We start from the raw sequence: 24,943 nt of genomic DNA, 5'->3' as shown, positions 1-24,943 counted from the left end.
CCCCGAGATCGTTTCGCCCGATCCCCGCAGCCGGCCCGCCCCGGTCCCCGGGTCCGCGCACCCCGTCCGACGGCCCCGGCGCCGGGTGCCCCGGCGCCGCCGGAGGCAACCTGCCGGTGTTCGGCAAGCCGACGGTGTTTGGTGCGACCGGCGCGGGAAACGCGGACAGCCTCGTACGAGACCCGTACCGCCGGAGGCGAACCGTGAGTCGACCCCGCATCGTGATCGTCGGTGCCGGCTTCGCCGGCTACCGCGCGGCCCGTACCCTGGCACGCCTGGCCAGGGGGCGGGCCGACGTCACCCTGCTCAACCCCACCGACTACTTCCTGTACCTCCCCCTGCTGCCGCAGGTGTCCGCGGGCATCCTCGAACCGCGCCGGGTGACCGTCTCCCTCTCCGGCACACTGCGCCGGGTGCGGCTGGTGCTCGGCGAGGCCGACGCCGTCGACCTCGACGGGCGCACCGTGCACTACACCGGCCCCGAGGGAGAACCGGGCACCCTGGAGTACGACCGGCTGGTGCTGGCCGCCGGCAGCGTCAACAAGCTGCTGCCCGTCCCCGGCATCGCGGAGCACGCCCACGGCTTCCGCGGTCTTCCCGAGGCGCTGTACCTGCGCGACCACGTCACCCGGCAGATCGAGCTCGCGGCCGCCGCCGAGGACCCCGCGGACTGCTCCGCGCGGTGCACCTTCGTCGTCGTCGGCGCCGGCTACACCGGCACCGAGGTCGCCGCCCAGGGGCAGCTGTTCACCGACGCCCTGGTCCGCAGGCATCCGCTGCGGACCGGCCTGCGGCCCCGCTGGATGCTCCTCGACGTCGCCGACCGGGTACTGCCCGGGCTGGACGAACGGATGTCGGGCACCGCCGACCGGGTGCTGCGGGAGCGGGGCGTGGAGGTGCGCACCGGGACGAGCGTGCGGGAGGCCACGCACCGCGGGGTGCTGCTGAGCGACGGCGAGTTCGTCGACACCCGCAGCCTGGTGTGGTGCGTGGGTGTACGGCCGGACCCGCTCGCCGAGTCGCTGGGCCTGCCGATGGAGCGCGGCCGGCTGCTCGTCGAGCCCAGCCTGCGGGTGCCGGGCCGGCCCGAGGTGTTCGCCTGCGGCGACGCCGCCGCCGTGCCCGACCTGGAGAAGCCGGGGAACTACACGCCGATGACCGCGCAGCACGCCTGGCGGCAGGGCCGGCAGGCGGGCCGCAACGTCGCCGCCTCACTCAGCGGGGGCGAGCTGGAGCCGTACCGGCACAAGGACTGGGGGTTCGTCGTCGACCTCGGTGGCGTGCAGGCCGCCGCGAACCCGCTGGGCCTCCCGCTGTCCGGCCCGGCGGCCGGCGTCGTCGCCCGCGGCTACCACCTCGCCGCCATGCCGGGGAACCGGGTACGGGTCGCCGCCGACTGGCTCCTGGACGCCGTGCTGCCGCGCCAGGGCGTACAGCTGGGGCTCGTCCGGTCGGGTTCGGTGCCGCTGGACACCGCGTCGCCGGAACTGGCCCGGGTCCCCGCCGGGCCACGGCGCGGCACGGCCGGGGACGAGACGCGGAGCAGCACGGCGGGCTGCGAGCCGCCCGAGGACGCGGCGCCGCAACGGAAGCGGTCGCGTGAGCCCGCGAAGAACCAGCCGGATGGTGAGCCCGCCAAGAACCAGCCGGGCGGTGAGCCCGCCAAGAACCAGCCGGGCGGTGAGCCGGCGAAGAACCAGCCGGGCGGTGAGCCCGCCAGAAGCCAGCCGGGCGGTGGGCCGGCGGGGAACCGGCCGGCCGGAAGGGCGACGAAGAGGCGGCACGGGCGGGCCGGGAACCGGGCGGTGGCCGACGCACCCGCCGGGCGGCACCGGGCACCCGGTCCGGTGAAGCGGGCCGACGACGACCACGACGACGACCAGGAAGGGAACCCATGAACACCGCCGAACTCGTGGAACTCGCCCAGCAGCTGCGCGTGGACAGCGTCCGCGCGGCCGACGCGGCGGGCTCCGGCCACCCGACCTCCTCGATGTCGGCCGCGGACCTGATGGCCGTACTCCTCGACCGCCACCTCCGCTACGACTTCGACCGCCCCGCCCACCCCGGCAACGACCGCTTCGTCCTGTCCAAGGGGCACGCCTCGCCCCTGCTGTACGCGGCGTACAAGGCGGCCGGGGCCATCGACGACGCCGAGCTGCTCACCTTCCGCGAACGCGGCAGCCGGCTGGAGGGCCACCCGACCCCGCAGCGGCTGCCCTGGGTCGAGACGGCCACCGGTTCGCTCGGCCAGGGGCTGCCCGTCGGCGTCGGCATCGCGCTGGCCGGGAAGCGGCTGGACCACGCGGACTACCGGGTGTGGGTGCTGACCGGGGACAGCGAGCTGGCCGAGGGCTCGGTGTGGGAGGCGGCCGAGCACGCCGCGTACGAGCACCTGGACAACCTCGTCGCGGTCCTCGACATCAACCGGCTCGGCCAGCGCGGACCGACCCGGCACGGACACGACCTGGACGCCTACGCCCGCCGCTTCCAGGCCTTCGGCTGGCACACCGTCGAGGTCGACGGCCACGACGTGGACGCCGTCGACCGCGCCTACGGAGAGGCCCTGTCCACCACCGGCCAGCCCACCGCGATCCTCGCCCGCACCCTCAAGGGCAAGGGCGTGGCCTCCGTCCAGGACCGCGAGGGCCTGCACGGCAAGCCGCTGCCCGAACCGGACGAGGCGATCACGGAACTCGGCGGGCGACGCGATCTGCGGGTGAGCGTCCACGAGCCGCCGGAGGCCGCCGGCGGGCGCCCCGCCCCCCTCGGGCACCTGGAGCTGCCGCACTGGGAGCGGGGCGAGGAGGTCGCCACCCGCGACGCCTACGGCCACGCGCTCACCGCTCTCGGCTCGGCGCGCGGCGACGTGGTCGCCCTGGACGGGGAGGTCGGCGACTCCACCCGGTCGGAGTTCTTCGCCAAGGAGCATCCGGACCGCTACTTCGAGTGCTACATCGCCGAGCAGCAGATGGTCGCGACGGCCGTCGGGATGGCCGCGCGCGGCTGGGTGCCGTACGCGGCGACCTTCGCAGCCTTCCTCACCCGGGCGCACGACTTCGTGCGCATGGCGTCCGTCAGCGGAGCCGGCATCAACCTGACGGGCTCGCACGCGGGCGTGTCGATCGGGCAGGACGGACCCTCGCAGATGGGTCTGGAGGACCTGTCGATGATGCGGGCCGTGCACGGGTCGACCGTGCTGTACCCGTGCGACGCCCACCAGACCGCCCGCCTCGTCACCGCCATGGCCGGGCTGGACGGCGTCCGCTACCTGCGCACCTCCCGCGGGAAGACCCCGGTGGTGTACGGGCCCGACGAGGAGTTCCCGATCGGCGGCAGCAAGGTACTGCGCTCCTCCGGCACGGACCGGCTCACGCTCGTCGCCGCCGGGATCACCGTGCCCGAGGCGCTGGCGGCCGCCGACGCGCTGCAGGACGAGGACATCGCGGTCCGGGTGATCGACCTGTACTCGGTCAAGCCCGCCGACGTATGCACCCTGCGGCAGGCCGCCGAGGACACCGGATGCCTGCTCAGCGTGGAGGACCACCACCCCGAGGGCGGCCTAGGCGACGCGGTCGCGGAGGCGTTCTCGGACGGGCGGCCCGCCCCGCGCCTGGCCCGGCTCGCGGTCCGTTCGATGCCCGGTTCGGCGAGCCCGGCCGAGCAGTTGCACGCCGCGGGCATCGACGCCGAGTCGATCGCGGCGGCCGGGCGGCTGCTGGTCGGGGAGGCGGTCGTGCCGTGAGCGGCGACGCCGGGCGCACGATCCGTGCGGGGCACCGCACGGTGCGGGTGCACCGGCCCCACAAGGTGCTCTTCCCCGGCCGCGGGGACACCGCGGAGTACGAGGGACTGCTGCCGCGGCGGGGGCATGCGCCGGGGCCCGCGTGGCGGCGGCTGCGGCGCCTCGGCGGCTGATCCGCCACCGGCAGGGGTGGCCTGGGACTCCCACCGACAGGGGTGGCCCGGGCCCTCACCGGCACGGGCGGACGGGGAGCCGTCCCACGGCCACCCGATGCCCCCGCGGAGGACCCGGGACGGCGCCGATCGGGCGCAGCCGCGCCCGTCCGGCAGGCGCGGCCGTCACCGGTGCCGCGCGGCCCGGTGCGAGAAAGGCGGTGAGGAACGCCATGACCGGAGCCCGGTACGTGTACGCCGTGTGCCGTCCCTTCGACACGCCGCTGCAGTCGCAACTGACCGGGGTGGCCGGTGCGCCGCCCCGCCGGCTCGCGCACCGCGGGCTGGTCGCCGTCCACAGCGAGGTTCCGGAGCGGGACTTCGCCGAGGAGGCGCTGCGGGCACGCCTCGCGGACCCCGACCGGCTCGACGCCACCGTGCGGGCCCACCGCAACGTCGTCGACGCGCTCACCGTCGTCACCACGCCGCTGCCGCTGCGTCCGGGCACCGTCTTCCGGGACGACAGCGGGCTGCGTTCCATGGTGGAGGAGCGGGAGGCGCCCTTCCGGCGCGAGCTGGCCCGGCTGGACGGCCGCGTCGAGTGGGCGGTCCGGGTGCGGATCGAGCAGCCGGCGCCACCCGGAACGCGCGGTCGGCGGGATTCCCCGGCCGTGCCGCATTCCCGACCCGGCGGGGACGGGCCGCCACCGGGGCGTACGCCCGCGGCGGTGCGCGAGAACCCGCGGAGAAACGCCGAGGAATTCGCGGGACGGCTGCACGGAATGCTCACCGCATTCTCGGAGGATTTCCGGGGCCGCTTCCAGGAGCGCGCGGGACCTCCCGGTGCGGCCGGGTGGAACGTGCTCGACGCGGCCTATCTGGTGCCGCGCACCCGGTGCGGCGCATTCGTGGCGGAAGTGGAGCGTGCTCGGGCCGAAGCCCCCGGCCTGCGGGTGGAACTGGACGGTCCGCGGGCGGCCTACTCCTTCGTTGCGGCGGACGCCGCGGGTTGAGCCCCGGCCGGCCGGAGGGCGGGTGAGCAGGGCGCCGTGCCCGCGCTCAGGGTGTCCGCGAGCACCCGCGGGCGTCGCGGTGCCGCGGTGGGGTGCGTCCGGTACGGGCGGCGGCCCGGGGCCGGTGTCCGGCGCCCGGGCCGCTCGCGACCTCCGCTGCCCCGGTTCTCACGTCCCGGAGCATTTCACCATCTGTACCAGTGCCGCCGGCCACCGCTTCCGCTCGCCCCGTTGAGGAGAAAGCCGAGCAGCCACACCACCAGGACGGCCACCGCGATCCACCAGAGGACCTTCACCGCGAATCCCAGACCGAACAGGAGCAATGCCAGCAGCAGTACCAGCAGGACAGGAACCATTGTGTGAACCTCCTGCCATTCTTGTGTCCCGTAAAACGGGATTCAGGCTTCCTTGCGGCAGAGAATTTCCCCGTGCAGGACGGCGAACCATCCGTCCTCCCGCTCGCCCCATTCCCGCCAGGCCCGCGCCACGGCGCCGAGCTGCTCCCCAGTCGCGTGGCCGCCCCGCACGGCCAGCCCGGCGTAGGAGGACGCCACGGTGCGCTCCGCCCAGAGCTCGCTCCACCAGGCCCGCTCCTCGGCGGTGGCGTAGGTCCAGGTGCTGGAGGTGGCGGTGATGTCGGTGAAGCCCGCACGCAGTGCCCAGGCCTTGAGCCGGCGTCCGGCGTCGGGCTCGCCGCCGCCGGCCCGGGCCACCCGGTGGTACAGGTCCAGCCAGTCGTCCATACCGGGCAGTTGCGGATACCAGGTCATCGCGGCGTAGTCGGCGTCGCGCACGGCGACGAACCCGCCGGGCCGGGTGACGCGCCGCATCTCACGCAGGGCCCGCACCGGGTCGCCGACGTGCTGGAGCACCTGGTGGGCGTGGACGACGTCGAAGCTGTCGTCCGGGTGGTCCAGGGCGTGCACGTCGGCGACCGCGAAGTCGGTGTTCGCCAGGCCCCGCTCGGCCGCGGTGGCGCGGGCCCGGTCGAGGATGCCCGGCGCGTGGTCGACACCGGTGACGTGCCCGTCGGGCACCAGCTCCGCCAGATCGGCCGTGATGGTGCCCGGCCCGCAGCCGATGTCCAGGATCCTCATGTCCCGCTCCACCGCGCCGAGCAGGTATGCCGCCGAGTTGGCGGCGGTGCGCCAGGTGTGGGAACGCAGCACCGACTCGTGGTGCCCGTGCGTGTAGACGGCCGTCTCCCGCGCTTCCGGCATGGCTGTGCCCTCCTCCTCGTCCCTTCCCCGCCTGGAGTGGGCCCGGCGGGGCGACCGGCTTCACGGTACGCGCTTTGGCCGTATAGTGAGATAGGCGTCTCGTGATGTGGTCATGGAGGGGGTGTGCCGGCCGGTCGGCGGTGTGCCCGGGTGCCCCTCGGCCGGTCCCCCCGTCGCCCCTCCCCAGCGGTCCGGCGCCGGGCCGCGGCCGCTCGGGGCGGCTCGGCGCCGGACCGCGGCCGGACCGGGACGGGCCCGAGCCCGACCGGGGCCGATAGGAGCCCGGTCGGGGCCGCCCGGGGTCCCTCGGGGCCGGTCCGCCATCGGTCCGCTCGGTCCGCCATCGGGCCGGCGCCGGTCCGCCGGGGCTCCGGGGCCCGGTCCGCCGTCAGTCCCCGCGCGCCGGGCGGTAGACGGTGAGCGCCTGCGGCAGCTTGTCCACCGTCACCTCGGGCCCGACCTCGACGACCTCGCCGTCGAAGGCGAGCGGGGTGCCCGGAGCGAGGCCGTCCAGCCGGAGCCGCGGCACCTGCACCGCCGCGTGCACGGGACTGCGGGTCAGCGGGCCCGCGACCGCGGCGGCAAGCAGCCGGAGCGCCGGAGCGCGACCGCCGTGCACGACCCGCACGTCCAGCACCCCGTCCGCGAGGTCCAGCCGGCGGCCGGGCGCGAGCCCCAGCCGGTGGTAGGTGCCGTTCCCCGCGAACAGCAACCACAGCGGACGCGCCCTGCCGCCGAACCCGGCCCGCACCGGATGCCGGTCGGCCCGCAGGACGCGCAGCGCCGCCAGCATCCCCGCCGGCCAGCCGCCGATCCTGGGCGACCACTCCTCCCGCACCCGCACCATCTCCGGGTAGACCCCCAGACTCAGCGTGTTGAGGAAGACGCCCCGCCGCTCCCCGGAGGTGAACCGGCCGACGTCCACCCGGACCGCCTCGCCCCTGGTGAGCGCGGCGGCCAGGTCGCGGGTGCCCTCCACCCCCAGGTCGTGGGCGAAGTGGTTGAGGGTGCCCCCGGGCAGCACCGCGAGCGGCAGCCCGTGCCGCAGGGCGACCTCGGCGGCCGCGTTCACCGTGCCGTCACCGCCGCACACCCCCAGCACCCGGGCGTACGTCGCCGCCTCCTCCAGCTCGGCCCCGACGTCCTCGGGCGCGCACTCCACCGTCCGCGCGCCCGGCAGCACGTCGCGCAGCGCCCGCATCCGCTCCGCCGAGCCCGCCTCCGTGTTCGTCACCAGCACCAGGCCCTCCCCGCCGGGCAGCGCCGGGGCCTGGGCACGCGGCCGGGCCGGCGGCGCCAGGCCGGCCCGCGTCGGCACCAGCCGCCGCACCGCGAACGCGGCTCCCGCGCCCAGCGCGGCCCCCGCCAGCACATCGCTCGGGAAGTGCACGCCCGTGTACACCCGGGACGCCCCGACCGACAGGGCCACCGGCGCCACCACCGCGCCCCAGCCGGGCGACTCCAGCGCCACCCCGGCGGCGAACGCGGCCGCCGAAGCGGCATGCCCGGACGGGAACGACGTGGTGATCGGCTGACGCTTCAGCCGCCGCATCAGCGGCACCGGATCCAGCCCGGGCCGCTCCCGGCGCACCGACCGCTTCCCGATCGTGTTGACGGCCAGCGAGGCCGCACCCAGCGAGGCCAGCCCGCGCACCGCGGCCCGCCGGGCACGCGGGCTGCGGCTCGCCGCTATCCCGGCCGCCGCGGCGAACCACAGCACCCCGTGGTTCGCGCTCCGGCTCAGCCGCGGCAGCACCAGGCCGCCACCCGGCCAGTGCCGCTCGGCGGCGAACGCGAACAGCCGGTGGTCCAGAGCACGCAGACGGTCGCGCAGAGCACGCCCGCCCGCCAGGGGCACGGTCAGGTCGGAATGGGGAATCATGCGATGCGGATACCCTGAAGTGGCTGTTTCCCGACCTGCGGATCGGCCGCCCGGAGGAAGCCCACCCATGCGCCTGCTCCTCGTCCGCCACGCGGAGACCCGCTCCAACGTGGACCTCCTGCTGGACACGGCCGTCCCCGGGCCGGGACTGACCGCCCTCGGCGAGCAGCAGGCCGCCGCCCTGCCCGCCGCGCTCGCCGACGAGGACATCGGCGCGGTCTACGCCTCCACCCTGGTGCGCACCCAGCTCACCGCCGCCCCGCTCGCCGCCGCCCGCGGACTGGCGGTACGCGTCCGCGACGGCCTGCGGGAGATCACCGCGGGCGACCTGGAGGCGCAGCCCGGCGACTCCGAGGCCGGCAGGCGGTACATGCGCACCGTGTTCGGCTGGGCCGCCGGCGACACCGCCCCGCGCATCCCCGGCGGCGAGAGCGGCACCGAGGTCCTGCGCCGCTACGACGCCGTCGTCGCCGAGGCCGCCGCCGGCGGCCCCACCACGGCGGCACTGGTCAGCCACGGGGCCGTCATCCGACTGTGGAGCGCGGCCCGCGCCGACAACGTCGACGTGCCGTTCGCCGCCGCGCACCGGCTGCGCAACACCGGCGTGGTGGTCCTGGAGGGCACCCCGTCCGACGGCTGGAAGGCGCTGACCTGGGCCGGTGAGACGGTGGTCCCGTCCGGGGAGCCGGGTCCGGCCGGGTGGCCCTGGGACCGGGGCACCTGACGCGGCAGCGGGGCGGGCCCCGGCGGCAACGGTGGCGACAAGGGCGGCGATAACGGTTTGCCGTGCCCCCGCGGCGGCTCGCAGAATGCAGCCCCATGGGACATCTGGAAGCCGCGCACCTCGAGTACCACCTCCCCGACGGCAGGACGCTGCTGGGCGACGTGTCCTTCCGGGTGGCCGAAGGGACCGCGGTCGCCCTCGTCGGCCCCAACGGCGCAGGCAAGACCACCCTGCTGCGGCTGCTCTCCGGCGAGCTGAAGCCGCACGGCGGCACCGTCACCGTCAGCGGCGGGCTCGGCGTGATGCGCCAGTTCGTGGGGTCCGTACGGGACGACACGACCGTCCGCGACCTGCTCGTCTCCGTCGCCCCGCCCCGCATCCGGCAGGCCGCCCGGGCCGTCGACAGGGCCGAGCACGACCTCCTCACCGTCGACGACGAGGCCGCCCAGCTGCGCTACGCGCAGGCGCTCGCCGACTGGGCCGAGGCCCGCGGGTACGAGGCGGAGACGCTGTGGGACATGTGCACCACGGCCGCTCTCGGCGTGCCCTACGAGAAGGCGCAGTGGCGGCAGGTGAGCACCCTGTCCGGGGGAGAGCAGAAGCGGCTCGTCCTGGAGGCGCTGCTGCGCGGCACCGACGAGGTGCTGCTCCTGGACGAGCCCGACAACTACCTCGACGTCCCCGGCAAGCGCTGGCTCGAGGAGCGGCTCAAGGAGACCCGCAAGACCGTCCTCTTCGTCTCCCACGACCGGGAACTCCTCGCCCGCGCCGCCGACCGGATCGTCTCCGTGGAACCGGGACCGGCCGGCGCCGACGCCTGGGTGCACGGCGCCGGCTTCGCCACCTACCACGAGGCCCGCCGGGAGCGCTTCGCCCGGTTCGAGGAACTGCGCAGACGCTGGGACGAGAAGCACGCCCAGCTCAAGAAGCTGGTGCTCACCCTCCGGCAGGCCGCCGAGAACAGCGCCGACCTGGCCTCCCGCTACCGGGCCGCCCAGACCCGGCTGCGCAAGTTCGAGGAGGCCGGGCCCCCGCCCGAACCGCCGCGCGAGCAGGACATCAGGATGCGGCTGAAGGGCGGCCGCACCGGCGTCCGCGCCGTCACCTGCACCGGACTCGAACTGACCGGGCTGATGCAACCGTTCGACCTGGAGGTCTTCTACGGCGAACGGGTCGCCGTCCTCGGCTCCAACGGCTCCGGCAAGTCCCACTTCCTGCGGCTGCTGGCCGGCGGCGACGTCGCGCACACGGGGCAGTGGCGGCTCGGCGCACGCGTGGTGCCCGGGCACTTCGCGCAGACCCACGCGCACCCGGAGCTGATCGGCCGCTCCCTCCTGGACATCCTGTGGAAGGAGCACGCCCAGGACCGCGGCGCGGCCATGTCGAGGCTGCGCCGCTACGAGCTGACCGGACAGGCCGAGCAGGCCTTCGACCGCCTCTCCGGCGGACAGCAGGCCCGCTTCCAGATCCTGCTGCTGGAACTCCAGGGGGCCACCGCCCTGCTGCTGGACGAGCCCACCGACAACCTCGACCTGGAGTCCGCCGAGGCTCTCCAGGAGGGCCTCGAAGGCTTCTCGGGCACCGTCCTCGCGGTCACCCACGACCGCTGGTTCGCCCGCTCCTTCGACCGCTACCTCGTCTTCGGCAGCGACGGCCGGCTCCGCGAGACCCCGGAACCGGTCTGGGACGAGCGCCGCGTGCAACGGGCCCGGTAACGCCGCACCAGGCAACGACCCCACCGGGCTTCAACCGCGCGCTCGCCGGCTCCGGCACATCCGGCACCAGGCCCGAAGAGGTCGACACCGCGCGGGAGCCGCGCTGGTACGCCGCGACGCTCGCACCTGACTACGCCCGAGACGGTGCAGGAGGCCGGTCAGGTCGTCCGGACGGACGCGGACGAACGGCCTGTCGCCCACGCGGTTGGGCCGCAGCCGCCGGGTCGTGCCCACCGGGCTGCCCCGGCGGGGGAGGTTCGCACGGAGGCCGGTGGGCCGGAATGTTCGTACAGTGGACGGAGAAGGGCGAGATCCACGGCTCCTCCCGGATGCCGCTCGGAGGACGTCGTGCTCCCCGGGCGGGCACCCGGACCGGAGGGACGACACGACGAGCGGGGTGCCACCATGAGCGGAGTCGACCCGACGCGACTGGACGACCAGCAGCTGATGAGAGAGCTGGAGACGATCCACCGCACACGCCACGACACCCTGCTGTACGGCTCGAACGACGCCCTGCGCGCGCACAACGAGCGCATGGCGCAACTCGAGGGCGAGTACCTGCGCCGCAATCCGCGGCGCCCCGTCGCCGCCGGCCGCACCCGCGAGGGCGCCCGGGGACGCGGGAGCGGGGAGCCGGAGGCTCCCCGCCCGTAGCGTCCCCCTCCGCGGTCCCCGCGGCGGCCGAAGGGCGGGGGTGCCTGAGGTCAGCGGGACTCCTGCTCCTTCGCGAACACGTCCAGGAAGGCGTCGCAGAAGGCCTTGAGGTCGGCCGGCCTGCGGCTGCTGACCAGCTTGTTGGGGCCGTTGCCGCAGATCTCCACCTGCTCGTCGACCCAGGTGCCGCCGGCGTTGCGGATGTCGGTGCGCAGGCTGGGCCAGCTCGTCAGCCGCCGCCCCCGTACGGCGTCCGCCTCGATCAGGGTCCAGGCGCCGTGGCAGATCACCGCGACGGGCAGTCCCTGCTCGAAGAACGACCCCGCGAACCCCACGGCCCTGCCGTGGGTCCGCAGGTAGTCGGGATTGGCGACGCCGCCGGGGAGCACCAGCCCGCCGAACGACTCCGCGGAGGTCTCGCCGACCACCTCGTCCACGGCGAAGGTGTCCGCCCTGTCCAGGTGGTCGAACGCCTGGATGCGGCCGTGCCTCGTCGACACCAGCACCGGTTCGTGGCCCGCGTCCGCCGCGGCCTGCCACGGCTCGGTCAGTTCGATCTGCTCGACGCCCTCGGGAGCGGTCAGGAAAGCGATACGCATGGTCGTTCCTCCGCACTCTGCCTGCACGTGCCGTGCTCGCGGCCCCTCACCGGGGCCCCTGCCGGATCCTGCCGGTACCGGTCACGGCCTCCGCCAGCTCCTGGACGTTGCCGAAGCGCTCCCCGCGCGGCAGGCCCAGGAGCGCGTCGACGAGCGCGTCCGGCGCATGCCCGCGGCGCAGCTCGCCGGCCAGCTCGCCCGCGGCCGCCGGGAAGGCCGTACGGCCCAGCACCCGGGCCAGCTCCAGCCGCACCGACTCGACGGTCGCGCCCCGGCGGCCGGGCGCCACCGGGCCGCCCCAGATCTGCGGATCGTCCTCGGCCGCCGGCTCGGGATCGTGCCACTCCTCGGTGCGGGTGGGGTGGCCGGAACGCAGCAGCCCCTGCAGTTCGTGCTTCCTCTCGTCGTCCCGGTGGACGCTCATCCGGTCGCTGCCTCGCTGCATGTGTCCCTCCAGGTCCTGTGGGGTGGGCTGCCCGCGTACCCGGGAGGCGCACACCGACACGGGACACGCGGATCGGATCGCTCCCGGATCCGCGCCGTCCGCCGCCGAACAGCCGATGCGCGGGCATCCGCCCCCGCCGCCTCACCGCGGGGCGCGTCGGGCGACGCGGGCGACGGGGGGCGACGCGGGGCGCGGCGGGGCCACCGCCTCCGTGCCGGTGACCTCCCGGCCCGCAGCCCGGCTAACGGGAGCCCTGTGCTGCCCGGATCCGGGCACGCACCGCCGCACCGTCCCCGGTGATCCGGGCAGACCCCTGACCCGGTGTTTGCCGCTGTACGCCGGGGGCAGGTGCTCTACCAGTGCTTCGGACAGGAGGCACGTCCGTGGGAGGGATCACCGTCCCGGGACGGACGGATCCCTGTCCGCCCCTGGCCGCGCCTCCCGATGACCGCCCGACCGGAGCACACCCGCCAGGGAGTTGCGAGGCACCATGCGTACCCGAACCGGCGCGAAGCGCCACCCCCACGACGACGCCCCCGACACGTCGGAGTCGTTCCGCACGCTGGCCGCCCTTCCGCCCGGCCCGGAGCGCGAGGCCCTGCGTGACGAGATCGTGCGGGCCTGGCTGCCCATGGCCGAACGCCTCGCCGCCCGCTTCCGCAGCCGCGGTGAGAACCACGAGGACCTGCGCCAGGTCGCCGCCCTCGGCCTCGTCAAGGCCGTCGACCGCTACGACCCGGACCGCGGCAAGGCGTTCGAGAGCTACGCCGTTCCCACCGTCACCGGCGAGATCAAGCGGCACTTCCGCGACCACACGTGGACCGTGCACGTGCCGCGCCGGGTGCAGGACCTGCGCAACCGGGTCCGCCTCGCGCGCCAGGAACTCGCCCAGACGTCCGGCGGCAGCCGGCCGACCGTCGCCGAGATCGCAGCGCACGCGCGGATCAGCGAGGAGGACGTCCGGGTGGGGCTGGAGGCGCTGGAGAGCTTCACCGCCCTCTCCCTGGACGCGGAGCTGCCCGGCGGCGAGGACGGGTATGCGCTGGGCGACCTCCTGGGCTCGCCCGACCCGGCCCTGGACACCGTCGTCGACCGGGAGGCGGTGCGGCCGCGGCTCGCCGCACTGCCGGAGCGGGAGCGGGCCATCCTCTACATGCGGTTCTTCGGGGACATGACGCAGAGCCGGATAGCCGAGGAACTGGGGCTGTCGCAGATGCACGTGTCCCGGCTGATCAACCGCTCCTGCAGCCGGCTGCGGGAGCAGGTGCTCCGGGAACCCGACCAGGCACCGCCGGCCGGGCCTGCCAGGACCGACTCGGCCTCGACTCGGCCCTGATCCGGCCCCGGACCTGCCGGACCTGCCGTCTGACCGGCCCCGGACCCGCAACCAAACCGACCCCGGACCGGCCCCGGTCCGGCCCTTCCGGTGGCCGGGCGGGTGTCCCGCGGGCGGTGGTCACCCGGTCGGCTGCGTTCCTTGCGCCGATCGGGGCCGGCCGCGCGCGTCGTGGCGCCGTGCGGGCTGTGATGGGCCGTATGGGCCCGCACCGGACGCGTGCCCGGTAAGGAGCCCGCCCCATGCGCCGCACCGTCCGACCTCCGCGCCGCACCCTCCGTGCCCTGACCGTCGCCACCCTGACCGTCGCCGCGCTGACCGGTGCCGCCCTCGCGGCCGCCGCGCCCGCCGGGGTGGCGGCGCCCGCGGCCGAGGTGAGCCCCGGCACGGTGCAGCCGGGCGGCACGGTCACCGTGACGGTCTCCTGCGGCCCGACGGACGGACCCGCGCCGGAGACGGTCGAGGCGACCTCGGCCGCCTTCGACGATGTCACCGTCGAGCTCCGCAGGACGCCGGGCGGGGACGGCGAGGGCGCCGGACCGGCCGGTCCGGCCGGTCCGGTCTACCGCGGGAGCGCGCGCATCGCCCCGGAGTCCGACCTCCGGGACGTGCACGGCGCCGGCTCTGACACCGCGTGGTCGGCGGGCCCGGACACCGCGTGGCCGGTCAGCCCTGACACCGCGTGGTCGGCGGGCCCTGACACCGCGTGGCCGGTCAGCCCTGACACCGCGTGGTCGCCGGGCCCCGACACCGCGTGGTCGGCCAGCCCTGACACCGCGTGGTCGGCCGGCCCGGACACCGCGTGGCCGGCGGACCGCGGTGCCGCTGGGCCGGCGGACGGCGGTGCCGGCCGCGGCGCGGCCTGGACGGTGGACGGCACCTGCCCGGCGCCGCCGGGTGGGCGGGGCGAGCCGTGGAGCGCCACCTTCGACGTGCGGCGCGACGGCGCCGGGAGCCGGACGCCGTGTCCCGAACCGCACGGATCCTCCTGCGGCGCCGCGGTGCTCGAACACGGAGCGCGTGCCGGGGTCGGAGGAGCCTTCGCCGGTTCGGTGCCCGCGCTGGTCGCCGGTGGTCTGCTCGTCGCCGCCGCGGCCGGCGCCGCCGCACACCGGTTGCGGCACCGCGGCCACTACGCCGGACGCTGAGCCGTACGGCCGGCGGGGACGCGCGATCCGCCCGACCGGGGGCGGCGGCCTTGGCGCACCGGCCGCGCGGGTACCCGGACGCCGTGGGCCGCGGTCGTCCTCCCGGATCCCGCCCCGGTCCGGGCCGGGGACCACCCCGCGCCGGCCGGGTGCGGCGGAGGTCGCGTACGCGGGGACCGAGTGGCAGGCGACCGCGACCGCGGGCACGGCACGCGGGCACGGACACGCGGGCACGGCACGACAACGGCACGGAGGTACGGATGCTGCGGACGGTTCCCGAAGGCCACGGCCCCGTCCGCTACGGGCCGCCCTTCCCCGGCGACGGACTTCCGGTGCTGCCCGAGCTGGCCGCCGTCCTCGCCGCGGCCGCCGGCCGCGGCCGCGGCGAGCAGGTCGGCGGCGGGCCCGCCCTCCTGGAGGCCGCGCTCGGCTGGTTCGAACGGCGCGGCCTGCCCGCCGCACCCGACCGGGTGGCCGCCGCCCCCGGGGCGCCGGCGCTGCTGCTGGCGCTGACCGCCGCGCTCGGCGGCGACGTCCTCGTGCCCCGGCCGTGCGCGCCCTGGTGGGAGCCGTACGCGCGGCTGCTGGGCAGGCCCGTCTTCCACGTCGCCACGCCCGCCGAGTGCGGCGGCGTCCCCGACCCGTACGCCCTGCTGGAGACCGTGCGCCGGGTGCGTGCCGAGGGCGGCGACCCGCGGCTGCTGGTGCTGTCCGTCGCCGACGACCCCACCGGCACCGCAGCCCCGCCCGAGGTGCTGCACGAGGTCGCGGAGGCGGCCGCCGGGGCCGGACTGCACCTGGTCAGCGACGAGACCTGGCGCGACACCCTGCACGCCCCGCACGACACCGTCCCGGTCAGCCCCGCCGACCTGCTGCCCGACCGGGTCACCGTGGTCACCGACCTGGCCGGGGCGCTGCTGCCGCCCGGCTGGCCCGCCGCGGTCGCCCGGTTCCCCGCGAACGGCCACGGCAACGGTCTCCGCGCCCGCGTGCTGGACATCCTGACCGCGCTCGGCGCCCGGGTGGCCGCGCCCGTCGCCTCCGCGGCGGCGTACGCCCTCGGCGAGCCCGAGCCGGTCACCGCCCGGGTGGCCGCCACCGTGCGGCTGCACGCGCGGCTGGCCGCCGCCGCGCACGCCGCCGTCGTCGCCTCGGGCGCCCTGGCCCGGCCGCCGCAGGCCGGCCGCCACCTGTACGCCGACCTCGGACCGCTCAGACCGGGCCTGACCGGGCACGGCGTCTCGGACGCGCAGGAGCTGGAGGACTTCCTGGCCGCCCGGCTCGGTATGCCCGCGCCCGGCGGGCACCGCTTCGGCGACGATCTCGGCGCGCTGCGCGTCCGCCTCTCCACCGGACCCCTGCTCGGCGGCACCGACGCCGAGCGCACGGAGTCCCTCACGTCCCCCGCGCCGCTGGAACTGCCCGCGGTGCACCGTGCGTTGGTCACTCTGAGGTCGGTCTTCGCCGACCTCGGAGACGACGCCCAGCGATGGGAGCCTCCTCGATGACGCACCAGTCCGAGCCGACCACCCCGACGGCCGCCGGCGGCGCCACCGTGCGGGCCGCCGGCACCCCGGCGGCCCCGTCCCCCCTCGCACCCGCGTCACCGCCGCCGGCCGAACCGCGTCCGCTGGGGGAGCGGCGGGTGTGGCCGCGCGCCTTCCACGACCGGCTGACCGCGCCGCTCCCGGGCCTGAGGGCCTTCGCCAGGTTCGCCCGCGAGGGCGCCGTCCGCCCTGGCAAGGACGGACTCGCGGACGTCCCGCGGCTGCCGTTCGCCCCCGGCCCGCTGCCCCGCACCGACGCCCGGACCGTCGCCGCCACCTGGGCGGGACACGCGAGCTGGGTGCTGCGGATCGGCGGACTGACCGTGCTCACCGACCCGGTGTGGTCCCGCCGCATCCTCGGCACCCCGGCCCGCATCACCCCCGTCGGCGTCGCCTGGAGCGCCCTGCCGCACATCGACGCCGTGGTCATCAGCCACAACCACTACGACCACCTCGACGCGCCCACCCTGCGCCGACTGCCCCGCGACACCCCCGTGTTCGCGCCCGCCGGCCTCGGCCGCTGGTTCCACCGGCGCAGATTCACCCGTGTCACGGAACTCGACTGGTGGGAGGGCGCGGAACTGTCCGGCACCCGCTTCGACTTCGTTCCCGCCCACCACTGGTCCAAGCGCAGCCTCATCGACACGTGCCGCACGCTGTGGGGCGGCTGGGTGCTCACCGCGCCGGACGGGCAGCGCGTCTACTTCGCCGGCGACACCGGGTACGGCCACTGGTTCGACCGCATCGGGCGCCGTCACCCCGGCATCGACCTCGCCCTGCTGCCCATCGGCGCCTACGAACCGCGCTGGTGGCTCAGGGACGTCCACTGCGATCCGGAGGAGGCCGTCCGGGCCTTCCAGGACCTGGGGGCCCGCCGTATGGCCCCCATGCACTGGGGGACGTTCGTGCTGTCCGCCGAGCCCGTGCTGGAACCCCTCGACCGGGTCCGCGCCGCCTGGCGGCAGGCGGGCCTGGACCCCGAGCACCTGTGGGACCTGCCGGTGGGCGCCTCGCGGGTACTGGACTGACGGGCACCGCCGGACCGGCGGCCCGCCTCGCCCTCCCACCGGACCACCGCGCTAGGCCGGCTCCCCGCGCAGCCGGCGCCACACTCCCGGGGCCGCACCGATCAGCACGGTCAGCGCGACCGCGGCGACCACGCCCTGCCACGGCTCGGGGAACAGCGAGCCGCCGAGGATGCCGATCAGCTGGTAGCTGAGCGCCCAGGCCAGGCAGGCCGGCAGGTTCCCGCGCGCGAAGCGGCGCACCGGCCAGTCGGCCAGCAGGCACGCCAGCATCACCGGTATCCGGCCCGCCGGCACCAGCCGGGACAGCACCAGCACCGTCACCCCGTGATCGGCGAGCCCTTCCTGCGCCCGGTTCAACCGCTCCTCCGGCGCCCGCTCCCGGATGGTCTCCAGCCAGCGGGAGCCGCCCCGCGAGCGCATCCCGCGCCGGCCCAGCCAGTACAGGGCCACGTCCCCGCAGAACGCGGCCAGCGACGCGGTCACGAACACCAGCGCCAGCGCGAACGGCGCCGACTGCGCCGGCTGGTGGAAGGCCACCACCGCCGCCGAGCTCACCAGCGCTCCCGTCGGGACCACCGGCACCAGCGCCCCGAACAGCACCAGCAGGAACAGCGACGGGTACCCCAGGGCCTGCTGCGTGGCGGGGGAGGGGACCGTCGTGGGGGCCGCCGCCAGTGCACCGCCCAGCCACGACGTCACCGCCCGGCCTCCAGACGGATGCTCTCCCCGTGGCCCAGCCGGTGCACCGCGACCTGCGGGGCGTGCACGGCGGCCAGGCGCACCAGTTCGTCGCCCGGTGAGTGGAACTCGTGCGGGCGGACCGCGTCCATGCCGATCGGCCAGTACGTGCCGTAGTGCACCGGCACCGCGCTGCGCGGCGCCAGCCGGGCCAGAGCCTGCGCCGCGCGTTCGGCGTCGAGGTGCCCCTCGCCGAGGTGGGGCCCCCAGCCGCCGACCGGCAGCAGCGCCACGTCCACCGGCCCCACCTGCGCTGCCATCGACTCGAACAGGCCGGTGTCCCCGGCGAAGTAGGTGCGGGCCTCGCCCTGGATCACGTAGCCGAGCGCGGGGCAGCGGTGCGGTCCGACCGGCAGCCGCCGCCCGTCGTGCTCCGCCGGCACCGCACGCACGAGGAGCCCCCCGACCACCGTCTCGTCGCCCGGTGCCACCTCGTGCAGCCGCAGCCCGGTCAGGCGCCGCAGTCCCGGTACGGCGCGCAGCGCCCCCCGCGGCACCAGCAGGTGCGTCCCCGGCGCGAGCCGCGCCAGGGAGGGCAGGTGCAGATGGTCGGCGTGCAGGTGCGAGACCAGGACGACGTCGGCGCGGCGGGCCCACGGAGGGGGCAGCTCTCCGCGCCGCCGCCGGAGGTGGGCGAGGCGCCGGGCGAACAGCGGGTCGGTGAGCACCCGTACGTTCGAGTCCTCGACCGCGCAGGTGGCATGACCCCACCAGGTGATCTCCACCGGCACCCTCCGCCTCCTTCGCGCGACTCCCGGAAGCCTACGGGCAGGAGTAGGGTCTGCGACGAAACCCGGAGGTGAGGGGAACGCCATGAGACCGGTTCGCGTCACGGCGATCGCGAGTCTGACGCCACTGGAGGAGCTGGAGGCCGATCCCTTCCTGGTGGACTCCCGCAGCCAGCACGCGATGTGCGCCCGCTGGGCCGCCGAACACGGCTACGTGGTCGCCCGCGAACTACTGGTCCGCGGACTGCGGCCCGACCACGGCGTCCTCTGGGACGGGGTCCGCTCCGGCGTCGACGTGTTCGTCGCGCCCAGCCGCCGGGTGCTGGAGAGCGCCCTGGCGTCGGTGGACGAGTTCACCGGCGAGTGCGCCCGGCGCGGGGTTCGGGTGGAGACCGTGGGGCGCGCGGAACCGGCGTACGACGCCCAGATGAAGGCGCGGGTGCACCGCCGGCTGTCCATGCCGACGGCCGGGTACGACGGCCGCTGAGCACCCTCCCCCGCCCGCGGCCGCCGGCGGCGGTGCGGAGCCCGCCAGGCCCGTGGTCCGCGGCACGGCCGCGGCCTCGCCCGGCCCCTGGTCCGCGGCACGGCCGCGATCTCGCCCCGCCTTCTCCCGGGGCCGCGGGCGCATCGGCGGACACCGCCGCGGTCGTCGGCTCGTGTGGCAGGGTGGAGCCAGGTCCGCGGTGGCTGCGGTCCGGGACGCGAGGTGTACGGGTCGTGCGAACGGGGTGGTGGCGGAGGGCCGTCAGCCAGGTGGGGCGGAGCGTGGCGGTGTGGGCCGTGTCCACAATCACCATGCTGGTCCTCGCCGGGATACTGCCCGACTTCCAGTTGCAGTCCGCCGACGGGGACAGCGCCACCCGTATCGCGGTCACCGCCGCGCTCGGCGCCGGAGCCTTCGGCCTGCTGTCGGCCCTCGTGTGGCCGGTGATGGTACGGCTGCTGCTGCTCGTGCCGGCGCTCGTCCTCGGCCTGCTGGTGTTCTTCCTCAACGGCTCCCTGCTGCTGCTCGCGCTGCGCCTCAACCCCTCCGGGGACAGCGCGGCGGCCCCCGAGACGGCCGTCATCGTCGCCGCGGTCATGTCCGCCGTCGCCTCCGCCACCGGAGGCGCCCTCGCGGTACGCGACGACGACGCCTACCGGCGCCGCCTGTACCGGCTGGCCGACCGGCGCCGCCGCGCCCGGCCGCCCTGCCCCGACGCCCCCGGAACCGTCGTCGTCCAGCTCGACGGAGTGGGCCACGACGTCCTCCTCGACGCCGTCGACAAGGGCCTGATGCCGACCGCCGCGCGGTGGCTGGGCGCGGGCGCCGACGTCCCCGAGCCGGCCGCGACGCACCGGCTCACGCCGTGGCGCACCGACTGGTCCAGCCAGACCGGCGCCAGCCAGCTCGGCATCCTGCACGGCAGCAACCGGGACGTCCCCGCCTTCCGCTGGTACGAGAAGGACCGCCGGGAGGTCATGGTGTGCAACCGGCCCAGCAGCGCCGCCGAACTGCAGCGCCGCGCGGTCGAACGCACCCGTGACGCCGGCCTGCTCGGCGTCGACGGCGCCAGTCGCGGCAACCTGTTCAGCGGCGGCGCCGACGAGCTCGCCCTGGTGCTGTCGGTCTCCGCCCGCCGGGGCCGGGACAACCGGTCGCGGGCCGGTTACTTCGCGTACTTCTCCGACCCCGCCAACGCCGTGCGCACCGCGCTCTCCTTCGCCGCCGAGGTGGGCCGGGAGATCCACCAGTCCCTCCGCGCCCGGCTGCGCAAGCAGCGCCCCCGGGTGTCGCGCGGCGGCCTCTACCCCCTGGTGCGCGCCTTCGCCACCGTCGTCGAACGGGACGTCGTGGTGGCCGCCGTCATGGGCGACCTGCTCGCCGGCCGCACCGCCGTCTACGCCGACCTGGTCGCCTACGACGAGGTGGCCCACCACTCGGGTCCCGGCAGCCGCGACGCGGAGAAGGTGCTGCAGCGCCTGGACCGCTCGCTGGCGCTGATCGAGAAGGCCGCCGAGCACGCCCCCCGCCGGTACCGGATCGTCGTCCTGTCCGACCACGGTCAGAGCCCCGGCGAGACCTTCCGCGCCCGCTACGGACTGACCCTCGCCGACCTGGTGCGGGCCGGCTGCGGGCTGCCGGTGCCGCGGCGGGCGCGGCACACCCGCAGCGGAGCCGAGGCCCGGGCCGCGGTACGGGCCGCGCTGCGCCGGCCGGTGGAGGAGGGGGCGGAGCAGTACCGGCCCTCCCCGCGCTCGGAGCCGATCGTGCTGGCCTCCGGCAACCTGGGCCTGATCTCCTTCCCGGACGTGCCGCACCGCATGACCGCGGAGGAGATCGACGCCCGGCACCCCGCGCTGCTGCCGACCCTGGCCAACCATCCCGGCGTCGGTTTCCTGCTGGTCCGCAGTGCCGAGCACGGCGGGCTGGTGCTCGGGGCGCGCGGCGCCCGGATACCGGTCGGGCTGCTGGGGCGGGAGCCGGGGCCGCTCGCCGGGTTCGGGCCGGGTGCCGCCGAGGCCGTCCGCCGCACGCACGGCTTCGGGAACGCCGCCGACATCATGGTCAACTCCTTCCACGATCCGGCCGACGGGGAGGTCCTCGCGTTCGAGGAGCAGATCGGCTCCCACGGCGGTCTCGGCGGTCCGCAGGGCCGGCCGTTCCTGCTGTCCCCGCTGGACCTGTCCGTTCCGGTCGCCGACGGGGAGCATCTCGTCGGCGCCGAGCAGGTGCACCGGGTGCTGCGCCGCTGGCTGGCCGAGGCCGACGGTCCGCAGGTGCCGGTGGGGGAGGCCCGCGGGGGAGCCGTCACCCGCGCCCGGTCGGAGCCCGACCACGCCGGGCAGAACCTGCCGGCGCCCGACCCCGCGGGGCACAGGAAGAGCGCCTGACGGGAAGCACCGCCCAGGCGTACCCCGGCGTCGCGGACCGGGTGGCCGGGTGGCCGGGTGGCCGGGTGGCCGGGTGGCCGGGTGGCCGGTCGGGCGGTCGGGCGGGCGCAAGGGCGTTGGCGCGGGCAGCCGTTCGCGGCGCGAGGGCTCGTCCTGCCCGTGCGCCGGGGCGGAGTGTGATCGGATGGGAGGCCCGAGGAATCCCGCAAGCGGGACCCGACGCGAAAGGATCAAACGTGGCCACCACGCGTTCCGCACACACCGTCTGGGAAGGCACCCTGCTCGAAGGCAGCGGGGTCGTCGCCTTCGACTCCTCCGGCGCGATCGACCGGCAGCCGGTGTCGTGGCCGTCGCGCGCCGAGCAGGCGAACGGCAAGACCAGCCCGGAGGAACTGATCGCCGCCGCCCACTCCAGCTGCTTCTCCATGGCCTTCTCCAACATCCTCACCAAGGCCGGCACCGCACCGACCAGGCTGGTCACCTCGGCCGACGTGACCTTCCAGCCCGGTGAGGGCATCACCGGCGTCCACCTGTCGGTGGAGGGCACCGTCCCGGGCATCGACAACGACGCGTTCGTCGCCGCCGCCGAGGACGCCAAGGTCAACTGCCCGGTCAGCCAGGCGCTCAAGGCCGTGCCGATCACCCTGTCGGCGAAGCTCGTCTGAGCGGCACCCGCGCCCCACCGGTCGCCCGGACCGGCTCCCGCCGCTCCGGGCGACCGCACAGGATCCGAACCGGCCCCGCCGCGGACCGGCATGCCGCCCGCGGCGGGGCCCCTGCGGCCCCCTGGAGCGGACCGAGGGTCCCATTGACAACGGACCGCTCGAGTTTTGAGCTGGAAGAGGGGAAAGGCCCGGGCGGAAGGGGACAGCGATGGGACGCGCGGTCGGGATCGATCTCGGGACCACGAACTCGGTGGTGGCCGTGCTGGAGGGCGGCGAACCCACGGTGATCGCCAACGCGGAGGGCGCCCGGACCACACCGTCGGTCGTGGCCTTCGCCAAGAACGGCGAGGTGCTGGTCGGCGAGGTGGCCAAGCGGCAGGCAGTGACCAACGTCGACCGCACGGCCCGCTCGGTCAAACGGCACATGGGCGACGCGGGCTGGCGCTTTCCCGAGCAGGGTTCGGTGGACGGCGCCCGCCTGCGCGCCCAGGAGCTGGCCGCCCGGGTGCTGCAGAAACTGAAGCGGGACGCGGAGGCCTACCTGGGCGACGACGTCACCGACGCCGTGATCACCGTGCCGGCCTACTTCGACGACGCCCAGCGGCAGGCCACCAAGGAGGCCGGCGAGATCGCCGGCCTGAAGGTGCTGCGGATCATCAACGAGCCGACCGCCGCCGCCCTCGCCTACGGACTCGACCGCGGCGAGGAGCAGACCGTGCTGGTCTTCGACCTCGGCGGCGGCACCTTCGACGTGTCCCTGCTGGACATCGGCGACGGCGTCATCGAGGTCAAGGCGACCAACGGCGACACCCACCTCGGCGGCGACGACTGGGACCAGCGGATCGTCGAACACCTGGTGAAGGAGTTCAAGGCCCGCAACGGCGTCGACCTCGGCCGCGACCGGATGGCCCTCCAGCGACTGCGCGAGGGCGCCGAGAAGGCGAAGATCGAACTCTCCAGCTCCACCGAGACGACGATCAGCCTGCCCTACATCACCGCCTCCTCCGAGGGCCCCCTCCACCTGGACGAGAAGCTCACCAGGGCCCGCTTCCAGGAGTTGACCGCCGACCTGCTGGACCGCTGCCGCGGCCCCTTCCACCAGGCGGTCGAGGACGCGGGGGTGAAGCTCGCCGCGGTCGACCACGTCATCCTCGTCGGCGGCTCGACCCGGATGCCCGCCGTCACCGAGCTGGTGAAGGAACTCACCGGCAAAGATCCGCACAAGGGCGTCAACCCGGACGAGGTGGTGGCCGTCGGCGCGGCCCTCCAGGCCGGGGTCATCCGCGGCGACGTCAAGGACGTGCTGCTGCTCGACGTCACCCCGCTGTCCCTGGGCATCGAGACCAAGGGCGGCATCATGACCAAACTCATCGAACGCAACACCACGATCCCGACCCGGCGTTCGGAGATCTTCACCACCGCCGCCGACAACCAGCCCTCCGTCGGCGTCCAGGTCTACCAGGGCGAACGCGAGATGGCCGCCTACAACAAGAAGCTGGGTGTCTTCGACCTCACCGGCCTGCCGCCCGCACCGCGCGGGGTGCCGCAGATCGAGGTCGCCTTCGACATCGACGCCAACGGCATCATGCACGTCTCCGCCAAGGACCTGGCGACCGGCCGGGAGCAGAAGATGACCGTCACCGGCGGCTCCGCCCTCCCGAAGGACGACATCGACCGCATGATGCGGGAGGCCGAGCAGTACGCCGAGGAGGACCGCAGGCGCCGCGAGACCGCCGAGACCCGCAACCAGGCCGAACAACTCGTCTACCAGACGGAGGGGTTCCTCCGCGAGAACGGCGACCGCGTCCCCGCGGACACCAGGACGGAGGTCGAGTCCGCCGTCACCGCCCTCAAGGACCTGCTGGAGCGGGGAGCCGACACCGCCGAACTGCGCGCCGCCACCGAGGCGCTCGCCTCCGCCGGCCAGCAGATGGGCCAGGCCATGTACGCCCGGGCGCAGCAGACGGACGGCGGCGGGCAGAGCACCGCACCGCCCGAGGAGGAGCCCGTCGTCGACGCGGAGATCGTCGACGAGGAGCACCAGCAGCACGGCGGAGCGGCCTGAGCCTCACCCGCCGCCGGCCCTGCGTCCGGCCGGCGGCAGCGTGGCGCACACGGCGGCCAGCACCGACGCGTACGGGGTACCGAAGGCGGTCAGCCGGGCCCGCAGACCCTCCAGTCCGTCCCGGTACTCGGTGAGCAGCTCGGTGCTGCCGGTCCGGGCGGTGAACTCCAGCACCGCCGGCAGGAAGTCCGGCACCTCCGCGCCGGTGAACTCCAGCCCGTGGACCCGGTACAGGTCCTTCAGCCGCTCCAGCGAGGCGGCCCGCCGTCCCGCGTCCCGCTCCTGCCACCGGCTCAGGTACAGGCTGTGCCGGTCGCCGGAGCCGAACACCAGCGCGTAGTGCGCGGTCAGTTCGTCCGCCGGCGTCAGCGCGGCGTGGTCGGTGAACTCGCGCAACTGCGGAGCCGCTTCCCGCAGCAGTGGCAGCCGGGCGCGGAAGTCCTCGTCCGGGCAGGTCAGGCAGAGCGCCGCCGCCTGGTAGAACACGGCGTCCGAGGGCATCGGGCCTCCTTCACGATCGTCCGGCGGCCGAGCGCCGTCCGCCCGCGCTTCCCCGCCGGCCCGTGGCACGGCTCCGGGATCCGTCGCGGTCTGTTGCGAAAGCGGCGCCGTCGTCCGCGGAGCGGCCGCGCGGTGTCCGGTGCGCACCAGAAATCCGAAAAGCA

The 24,943-nt window shown here is 75.6% G+C and carries 23 protein-coding genes; 15 read left to right on the top strand and 8 right to left on the bottom strand.

Annotated features, from left to right (window positions below):
- Positions 1–203 precede the first annotated feature (203 nt).
- The 4 genes from ACL02U_RS00115 (at position 204) to ACL02U_RS00100 (ending at position 4,907) form a co-directional block, all read left to right on the top strand.
- On the top strand, positions 204–1,898 hold the full coding sequence (locus tag ACL02U_RS00115; RefSeq protein ID WP_412788458.1) for an FAD-dependent oxidoreductase: 1,695 nt from the start codon (positions 204–206) through the stop codon (positions 1,896–1,898).
- Positions 1,895–3,742, top strand: coding sequence for a transketolase (locus ACL02U_RS00110; RefSeq protein ID WP_412788457.1), 1,848 nt, complete (start codon positions 1,895–1,897; stop codon positions 3,740–3,742). The genes ACL02U_RS00115 and ACL02U_RS00110 overlap by 4 nt, the downstream gene beginning before the upstream one ends.
- On the top strand, positions 3,739–3,915 hold the full coding sequence (locus ACL02U_RS00105; protein ID WP_412788456.1) for a hypothetical protein: 177 nt from the start codon (positions 3,739–3,741) through the stop codon (positions 3,913–3,915). Before ACL02U_RS00110 ends, ACL02U_RS00105 begins: the two co-directional genes overlap by 4 nt.
- A 212-nt stretch (positions 3,916–4,127) precedes the next feature.
- Complete coding sequence (locus ACL02U_RS00100) at positions 4,128–4,907, top strand: GvpL/GvpF family gas vesicle protein (protein WP_412788455.1); 780 nt, start codon at positions 4,128–4,130, stop codon at positions 4,905–4,907.
- A 185-nt stretch (positions 4,908–5,092) separates the two neighbouring features.
- Here ACL02U_RS00100 and ACL02U_RS00095 read toward each other — a convergent pair whose 3' ends face one another.
- The 3 genes from ACL02U_RS00095 to ACL02U_RS00085 all read right to left on the bottom strand — a co-directional run bounded on the left by ACL02U_RS00095 (position 5,093) and on the right by ACL02U_RS00085 (position 8,009).
- The gene (locus tag ACL02U_RS00095) at positions 5,093–5,263 is read right to left on the bottom strand and encodes a hydrophobic protein (RefSeq protein ID WP_412788454.1); all 171 of its coding nucleotides are present in this window, start codon (positions 5,261–5,263) and stop codon (positions 5,093–5,095) included.
- Between the two features lie 42 nt (positions 5,264–5,305).
- A complete protein-coding gene (locus ACL02U_RS00090) occupies positions 5,306–6,127 on the bottom strand; it encodes a class I SAM-dependent methyltransferase (RefSeq protein ID WP_412788453.1) in 822 nt (273 codons plus the stop codon).
- Positions 6,128–6,515: 388 nt separating this feature from the next.
- On the bottom strand, positions 6,516–8,009 hold the full coding sequence (locus ACL02U_RS00085; RefSeq protein WP_412788452.1) for a bifunctional phosphatase PAP2/diacylglycerol kinase family protein: 1,494 nt from the start codon (positions 8,007–8,009) through the stop codon (positions 6,516–6,518).
- A gap of 67 nt (positions 8,010–8,076) precedes the next feature.
- Between ACL02U_RS00085 and ACL02U_RS00080 the strand changes: the two genes are divergently transcribed.
- The 3 genes from ACL02U_RS00080 (at position 8,077) to ACL02U_RS00070 (ending at position 11,102) form a co-directional block, all read left to right on the top strand.
- Positions 8,077–8,733, top strand: a complete 657-nt coding sequence (locus tag ACL02U_RS00080) for a histidine phosphatase family protein (protein ID WP_412788451.1) — start codon at positions 8,077–8,079, stop codon at positions 8,731–8,733.
- 95 nt (positions 8,734–8,828) lie between these two features.
- Positions 8,829–10,448, top strand: a complete 1,620-nt coding sequence (locus ACL02U_RS00075) for an ABC-F family ATP-binding cassette domain-containing protein (protein WP_412788450.1) — start codon at positions 8,829–8,831, stop codon at positions 10,446–10,448.
- A 405-nt stretch (positions 10,449–10,853) separates the two neighbouring features.
- Entirely contained in the window at positions 10,854–11,102 is a 249-nt protein-coding gene (locus ACL02U_RS00070) for a DUF6158 family protein (protein WP_412788449.1), read from the top strand.
- Between the two features lie 50 nt (positions 11,103–11,152).
- Here ACL02U_RS00070 and ACL02U_RS00065 read toward each other — a convergent pair whose 3' ends face one another.
- Entirely contained in the window at positions 11,153–11,701 is a 549-nt protein-coding gene (locus ACL02U_RS00065; protein ID WP_412788448.1) for a type 1 glutamine amidotransferase domain-containing protein, read from the bottom strand.
- Positions 11,702–11,747: 46 nt separating this feature from the next.
- Positions 11,748–12,146, bottom strand: coding sequence for a DUF2795 domain-containing protein (locus ACL02U_RS00060; protein WP_412788447.1), 399 nt, complete (start codon positions 12,144–12,146; stop codon positions 11,748–11,750).
- A 490-nt stretch (positions 12,147–12,636) separates the two neighbouring features.
- Between ACL02U_RS00060 and ACL02U_RS00055 the strand changes: the two genes are divergently transcribed.
- The 4 genes from ACL02U_RS00055 (at position 12,637) to ACL02U_RS00040 (ending at position 17,205) form a co-directional block, all read left to right on the top strand.
- Entirely contained in the window at positions 12,637–13,482 is an 846-nt protein-coding gene (locus tag ACL02U_RS00055; protein WP_412788446.1) for an RNA polymerase sigma factor SigF, read from the top strand.
- Between the two features lie 242 nt (positions 13,483–13,724).
- A complete protein-coding gene (locus tag ACL02U_RS00050) occupies positions 13,725–14,630 on the top strand; it encodes a hypothetical protein (protein WP_412788445.1) in 906 nt (301 codons plus the stop codon).
- 260 nt (positions 14,631–14,890) lie between these two features.
- Positions 14,891–16,138: an aminotransferase class I/II-fold pyridoxal phosphate-dependent enzyme gene (locus tag ACL02U_RS00045; protein WP_412788444.1), complete on the top strand. Its 1,248-nt coding sequence runs from the start codon at positions 14,891–14,893 to the stop codon at positions 16,136–16,138.
- Complete coding sequence (locus ACL02U_RS00040) at positions 16,135–17,205, top strand: MBL fold metallo-hydrolase (RefSeq protein ID WP_412788443.1); 1,071 nt, start codon at positions 16,135–16,137, stop codon at positions 17,203–17,205. Before ACL02U_RS00045 ends, ACL02U_RS00040 begins: the two co-directional genes overlap by 4 nt.
- Positions 17,206–17,256: 51 nt before the next feature.
- Here ACL02U_RS00040 and ACL02U_RS00035 read toward each other — a convergent pair whose 3' ends face one another.
- Together ACL02U_RS00035 and ACL02U_RS00030 are read right to left on the bottom strand one after the other, a co-directional pair.
- Positions 17,257–17,904 (bottom strand): DedA family protein, encoded by a 648-nt coding sequence (locus tag ACL02U_RS00035; protein ID WP_412788442.1) that lies wholly within the window; start codon positions 17,902–17,904, stop codon positions 17,257–17,259.
- On the bottom strand, positions 17,901–18,674 hold the full coding sequence (locus tag ACL02U_RS00030) for an MBL fold metallo-hydrolase (protein WP_412788441.1): 774 nt from the start codon (positions 18,672–18,674) through the stop codon (positions 17,901–17,903). The genes ACL02U_RS00035 and ACL02U_RS00030 overlap by 4 nt, the downstream gene beginning before the upstream one ends.
- An 82-nt stretch (positions 18,675–18,756) precedes the next feature.
- On the opposite strand from ACL02U_RS00030, the gene ACL02U_RS00025 reads away from it, so the two are divergent.
- From ACL02U_RS00025 to dnaK, 4 genes are all read left to right on the top strand, one after another.
- Positions 18,757–19,158, top strand: a complete 402-nt coding sequence (locus tag ACL02U_RS00025; protein WP_412788440.1) for a hypothetical protein — start codon at positions 18,757–18,759, stop codon at positions 19,156–19,158.
- 287 nt (positions 19,159–19,445) lie between these two features.
- Entirely contained in the window at positions 19,446–21,548 is a 2,103-nt protein-coding gene (locus ACL02U_RS00020) for a phage holin family protein (protein WP_412788628.1), read from the top strand.
- A 236-nt stretch (positions 21,549–21,784) separates the two neighbouring features.
- Positions 21,785–22,213, top strand: coding sequence for an OsmC family protein (locus ACL02U_RS00015; RefSeq protein ID WP_412788439.1), 429 nt, complete (start codon positions 21,785–21,787; stop codon positions 22,211–22,213).
- A gap of 208 nt (positions 22,214–22,421) precedes the next feature.
- Positions 22,422–24,278: a molecular chaperone DnaK gene (dnaK, locus tag ACL02U_RS00010; RefSeq protein WP_412788438.1), complete on the top strand. Its 1,857-nt coding sequence runs from the start codon at positions 22,422–22,424 to the stop codon at positions 24,276–24,278.
- Positions 24,279–24,281: 3 nt separating this feature from the next.
- Here dnaK and ACL02U_RS00005 read toward each other — a convergent pair whose 3' ends face one another.
- The gene (locus tag ACL02U_RS00005) at positions 24,282–24,779 is read right to left on the bottom strand and encodes a nitrate reductase molybdenum cofactor assembly chaperone (RefSeq protein ID WP_412788437.1); all 498 of its coding nucleotides are present in this window, start codon (positions 24,777–24,779) and stop codon (positions 24,282–24,284) included.
- Positions 24,780–24,943: the final 164 nt, after the last annotated feature.

The organism is Streptomyces sp. MS06, from assembly GCF_047200655.1.
GTDB lineage: Bacteria > Actinomycetota > Actinomycetes > Streptomycetales > Streptomycetaceae > Streptomyces.
This window is presented reverse-complemented; position numbering and strand designations above follow the sequence as displayed.

Excerpts from the sequence above, each read along its gene's own strand:
- ACL02U_RS00110 (WP_412788457.1), top strand. The coding sequence starts at position 1,895 with ATGAACACCGCCGAACTCGTGGAACTCGCCCAGCAGCTGCGCGTGGAC.
- ACL02U_RS00100 (WP_412788455.1), top strand. The coding sequence starts at position 4,128 with ATGACCGGAGCCCGGTACGTGTACGCCGTGTGCCGTCCCTTCGACACG.
- ACL02U_RS00095 (WP_412788454.1), bottom strand. The coding sequence starts at position 5,263 with ATGGTTCCTGTCCTGCTGGTACTGCTGCTGGCATTGCTCCTGTTCGGT.
- ACL02U_RS00090 (WP_412788453.1), bottom strand. The coding sequence starts at position 6,127 with ATGCCGGAAGCGCGGGAGACGGCCGTCTACACGCACGGGCACCACGAG.
- ACL02U_RS00085 (WP_412788452.1), bottom strand. The coding sequence starts at position 8,009 with ATGATTCCCCATTCCGACCTGACCGTGCCCCTGGCGGGCGGGCGTGCT.
- ACL02U_RS00080 (WP_412788451.1), top strand. The coding sequence starts at position 8,077 with ATGCGCCTGCTCCTCGTCCGCCACGCGGAGACCCGCTCCAACGTGGAC.
- ACL02U_RS00075 (WP_412788450.1), top strand. The coding sequence starts at position 8,829 with ATGGGACATCTGGAAGCCGCGCACCTCGAGTACCACCTCCCCGACGGC.
- ACL02U_RS00070 (WP_412788449.1), top strand. The coding sequence starts at position 10,854 with ATGAGCGGAGTCGACCCGACGCGACTGGACGACCAGCAGCTGATGAGA.
- ACL02U_RS00065 (WP_412788448.1), bottom strand. The coding sequence starts at position 11,701 with ATGCGTATCGCTTTCCTGACCGCTCCCGAGGGCGTCGAGCAGATCGAA.
- ACL02U_RS00060 (WP_412788447.1), bottom strand. The coding sequence starts at position 12,146 with ATGCAGCGAGGCAGCGACCGGATGAGCGTCCACCGGGACGACGAGAGG.
- ACL02U_RS00055 (WP_412788446.1), top strand. The coding sequence starts at position 12,637 with ATGCGTACCCGAACCGGCGCGAAGCGCCACCCCCACGACGACGCCCCC.
- ACL02U_RS00050 (WP_412788445.1), top strand. The coding sequence starts at position 13,725 with ATGCGCCGCACCGTCCGACCTCCGCGCCGCACCCTCCGTGCCCTGACC.
- ACL02U_RS00045 (WP_412788444.1), top strand. The coding sequence starts at position 14,891 with ATGCTGCGGACGGTTCCCGAAGGCCACGGCCCCGTCCGCTACGGGCCG.
- ACL02U_RS00040 (WP_412788443.1), top strand. The coding sequence starts at position 16,135 with ATGACGCACCAGTCCGAGCCGACCACCCCGACGGCCGCCGGCGGCGCC.
- ACL02U_RS00025 (WP_412788440.1), top strand. The coding sequence starts at position 18,757 with ATGAGACCGGTTCGCGTCACGGCGATCGCGAGTCTGACGCCACTGGAG.
- dnaK (WP_412788438.1), top strand. The coding sequence starts at position 22,422 with ATGGGACGCGCGGTCGGGATCGATCTCGGGACCACGAACTCGGTGGTG.
- ACL02U_RS00005 (WP_412788437.1), bottom strand. The coding sequence starts at position 24,779 with ATGCCCTCGGACGCCGTGTTCTACCAGGCGGCGGCGCTCTGCCTGACC.